This window comes from Mycobacterium sp. (assembly GCF_049683935.1).
In the GTDB taxonomy this organism is placed as follows: Bacteria; Actinomycetota; Actinomycetes; order Mycobacteriales; family Mycobacteriaceae; genus Mycobacterium.
Map to the genome: position 1 here is coordinate 1 of NZ_JBAUJR010000299.1, position 4,245 is coordinate 4,245.

Annotated in this window: 3 protein-coding genes; 2 read left to right on the plus strand and 1 reads right to left on the minus strand. The window is 66.0% G+C overall.

Features of this window, described 5'->3' with window-relative positions:
* Window positions 1-800 (minus strand): hypothetical protein (locus WA965_RS17475; RefSeq protein ID WP_526447866.1); only part of this gene is annotated, 800 nt, incomplete at its 3' end.
* 196 nt (window positions 801-996) lie between these two features.
* Between WA965_RS17475 and glf the strand changes: the two genes are divergently transcribed.
* Both glf and WA965_RS17485 read left to right on the plus strand, forming a co-directional pair.
* On the plus strand, window positions 997-2,226 hold the full coding sequence (glf, locus tag WA965_RS17480) for a UDP-galactopyranose mutase (protein WP_526302815.1): 1,230 nt from the start codon (window positions 997-999) through the stop codon (window positions 2,224-2,226).
* A complete protein-coding gene (locus WA965_RS17485; protein ID WP_526302814.1) occupies window positions 2,223-4,229 on the plus strand; it encodes a glycosyltransferase family 2 protein in 2,007 nt (668 codons plus the stop codon). Before glf ends, WA965_RS17485 begins: the two co-directional genes overlap by 4 nt.
* Window positions 4,230-4,245: the final 16 nt, after the last annotated feature.

Below are 4,245 nucleotides of genomic sequence, written 5' to 3' on the forward strand. Positions count from 1 at the left end.
CCCTTGAGCAGGTCGATCGCCTCGCCCGCGCCGAGTTGGTTCGCGGCGCTGGTCAGGTCGCCCACGATGCCGCCGCTGCTCGGCGCTACCGGCGCGGCCAGTGACGGATCACCCAGGATCGGGTAGCCGCCCAGTGCCGGGTCCAGTCCGATCGGGGCCGAGATCGGGATCTCGCCGGTCAGCGGCAGTCCCGAGGTCGAGATCGGCGCAGCGCCCAGGACCGGGTCGGTCAGCGCCGGCGGAGTCGTCAGACCCGGTGTGGTCAACGCCGGATCGGTGAGCGACGGCGTGGTCAGGCCGGGTGTACTGACTCCCGGCACCGTGAGTCCGGGGGTGGCCGCCAGTGCCGGATCGGTCAGCGACGGAGTGGTCAGACCTGGTGTGGTCAGGCCCGGGACCGCGCCGGTCGGGCTGGTCAGCGACGGGTTGGTCAGCGCGGGGTTGGCGAGGCCGGGGTCGGTCAGCGACGGCATCCCGGTCAGGCCCGTCGTTCCCAGGCCGGGCACTCCCAGCCCGGGGGACAGCGTCGTGGGCGCGGTGGCACCCGATCCGGTGAGCAGACCTGTCGGCATCGGCGGCAGGTTGATGCCGAACTGGGAAAGGCCCTGGGACAACGCGGTGATCAGCTCACCGGGTAGGTCGGTGATGGTCGCGGCCTGCACGAACTCGCGGTGCTGCGGGGTGCCCTCGGGGGCTGCGGACAGCTCGGAAACGGCAACAATGGCAACTGGACTCGCGACTGCCAGAGCGGCGACTGTGCTCAAGGCTGTCGAGAGCCGGCGTCGACGTCGGTTCGGCACGGAAGTCTCCTCAATACATGGACGTAGAAAATCGGCTGCCTGAATCGGCTACCTGTGCGTGCTTCTTCGTACGCGGTCGATGTTACTGATGTGACTACTGGGACTAGAGTGACGATGCGGAATTGTGAGCTAATTGCGACCTGCGCGGCTCGGCCATTGCAGGGCCAGCGCGTGTGGTCGGATACCCTTGCTGCCGATGATCTCTCCTGCTCCCCGCCCTCCCACCGACGCTTTCGACCTCATCGTCGTCGGCTCCGGGTTCTTCGGCCTGACGATCGCCGAACGGGTGGCCACCCAGCTGGACAAGCGGGTCCTGGTCCTCGACAGACGTCCGCACATCGGCGGCAACGCCTACTCGGAGGCCGAACCCGAGACCGGCATCGAGGTGCATCGCTACGGCGCGCACCTGTTCCACACGAGCAATCAGCGCGTGTGGGACTACGTCAGCCAGTTCACCGAGTTCACCGGCTATCAGCACCGGGTGTTCGCGATGCACAACAGGCAGGCCTATCAGTTCCCGATGGGGCTCGGCCTGGTGTCGCAGTTCTTCGGCAGGTACTTCACCCCGGACGAGGCCCGGGCACTGATCGCCGAACAGGCCGCGGAGTTCGACACCAAGGACGCCCGGAACTTCGAGGAGAAGGCGATCAGTCTGATCGGCCGCCCGCTCTACGAGGCATTCATGAAGCACTACACCGCCAAGCAGTGGGAGACCGACCCGACGAACCTGCCGGCGTCGAACATCACCCGGCTGCCGGTCCGCTACACCTTCGACAATCGCTACTTCAACGACACCTACGAGGGTCTGCCGGTCGACGGGTACACCGCGTGGCTGCAGAACATGGCCGCCGACGATCGCATCGAGGTGCGACTGGACACGGACTGGTTCGACGTCCGCGACGAGCTGCGGGCCCACAGTCCGAACGCTCCTGTCGTGTACACGGGTCCGCTGGACCGCTACTTCGACTACTCGGCGGGCCGGCTCGGCTGGCGCACCCTGGACTTCGAGACCGAAGTCCTCGACACCGGTGATTTCCAAGGCACACCCGTCATGAACTACAACGACGCCGACGTGCCCTTCACCCGCATCCACGAGTTCCGCCACTTCCACCCGGAGCGGGACTACCCGACCGACCGGACCGTCATCATGCGGGAGTTCGGTCGTTTCGCCAAGGACGACGACGAGCCCTACTATCCGATCAACACCCGTGAGGACCGCTTGATGGTCACGGCCTACCGCGAGCTGGCCCAGGCGGAGACGGCGTCCTCGCGCGTGCTCTTCGGCGGCCGCCTCGGCACCTACCAGTATCTGGACATGCACATGGCGATCGCCAGCGCGCTGAACATGTACGACAACACCCTGGCGCCGCACCTACGTGACGGTGTCGCGCTGGTCGCCCCCGAAACAGAAAGCAGTCGACAATGAGTGACATCCCGTCCGGCGCGCTCGAGGCCGGACAGTCACGGGCAGTCAGCCTGCTGGCCCGCATCATCCTCCCGCGCCCCGGTGAACCGCTCGATGTCCGCAAGCTCTACATCGAGGAGTCCGACACCAACGCCAGGCGCGCCCACGCACCGACGCGCACCGCGCTCGAGATCGGCGCCGAATCCGAGGTCTCCTTCGCGACCTACTTCAACGCCTTCCCGGCCAGTTACTGGCGCCGCTGGTCGACGCTGGAATCAGTGGTGCTGCGTGTCGAACTCACCGGTAGCGCGCGCGTTGATGTCTACCGGTCCAAGGCCACCGGCTCCCGGATCACCGTCGGTGGTGCGCCGATCTCCAGCGAGAACGGCGCAAGCGCCACTGGATCTGATGTCGGCGCAAGCGCCACTGGATCTGATGTCGGCGCAAGCGCCTCCGTCGAGTTCGAGGTCGACCTCACCCCGTTCGAGGACGGTGGCTGGATCTGGTTCGACATCACCACCGACGCCAACTCGACGCTGCACAGCGCAGGCTGGTACGCACCGGTCGAGGCGCCCGGCCGGGCCAGTGTGGCCGTCGGCATCCCGACGTTCAACCGGCCGTCGGACTGCGTCAACGCGCTCGCCGCACTGACCTCGGATCCGTTGGTGGACAAGGTGATCAGTTCGGTCATCGTGTCCGACCAGGGGACCAGCAAGGCCAAGGACCATCCCGGATTCGACGCGGCGGCAGCGGCGCTCGGAGCTCGGCTGTCGCTGCACAACCAGCCCAACCTCGGCGGCTCCGGCGGCTACAGCCGGGTGATGTACGAGGCACTGAAGAACACCGACTGTGAGCAGATCCTGTTCATGGACGACGACATCCGCATCGAGCCGGACTCGATCCTGAGGGCGCTGGCGCTGAACCGGTTCGCGAAGACACCGACTCTCGTCGGTGGCCAGATGCTCAACCTGCAGGAGCCCTCGCACCTGCACGTGATGGGCGAGATGGTCGATTCGTCGAACTTCATGTGGACCAACGCGGTCAACACCGAGTACGACCACAACTTCGCCAAGTTCCCACTCAACGACGAGGAGCACGAACGCAGCAAGTTGCTGCACCGTCGCATCGACGTCGACTACAACGGGTGGTGGATGTGCATGATCCCGCGGCAGATCGCCGAGGAGCTCGGCCAGCCGCTGCCGTTGTTCATCAAGTGGGACGACGCGGAATACGGTCTGCGGGCGGGTGAACACGGATATCCGACCGTCACGCTTCCCGGTTGCGCGATCTGGCACATGGCGTGGAGCGACAAGGACGACGCGATCGATTGGCAGGCGTACTTCCATCTGCGCAACAGACTGGTGGTCGCGGCCTTGCACTGGGACGGCAACGTTCGTGGGCTGGTCGCCAGCCACCTCAAGGCGACGCTCAAACACCTTCTGTGCCTCGAGTATTCGACAGTCGCCATCCAGAACAAGGCGATGGACGACTTCCTTGCCGGACCCGACAACCTGTTCACGATCCTGGAGTCCGCACTTCCCGATGTGCGCAAGATGCGCGAGGAGTTCCCCGACGCGGTGGTGCTTCCCGGCGCGACCGCACTGCCGCCGCCGTCGGAGAAGCGGTGGCGCAAGCGGGTGAGTATTCCGACCAACCCCCTGGCCATCTCGACGCGGTTGGCCGGCGGCGTGGTCCATCAACTCCGGCAGCACGACACCGAGCATCATCGCCGCCCGCAGATCAACGTGGCCACCCAGGACGCCCGGTGGTTCTCGCTGAGCAGGGTCGACGGTGTCACCGTGACCACGGCTGACGGCCGCGGGGTCGTATACCGGCAGCGCGACCGGAAGAAGATGTTCGAGTTGCTCCGGGAATCCCTGAAGCGGCAGGCGCTGCTGGTGCGCAAGTTCAACCGGATGCGCAAGGTGTACCGCAATGCGCTGCCGATGCTGACCAGTCAGCAGCAGTGGGAGAGTGTGTTGAACTCCGGCGAGCAGGGGGTCGTGACATCCCGTGATGGCTGATCCGGTCATCCCGCCC

What these genes read in the sequence shown, in the direction of transcription:
- glf (WP_526302815.1), top strand. Translation starts at nt 997, where the DNA reads ATGATCTCTCCTGCTCCCCGCCCTCCCACCGACGCTTTCGACCTCATC.
- WA965_RS17485 (WP_526302814.1), top strand. Translation starts at nt 2,223, where the DNA reads ATGAGTGACATCCCGTCCGGCGCGCTCGAGGCCGGACAGTCACGGGCA.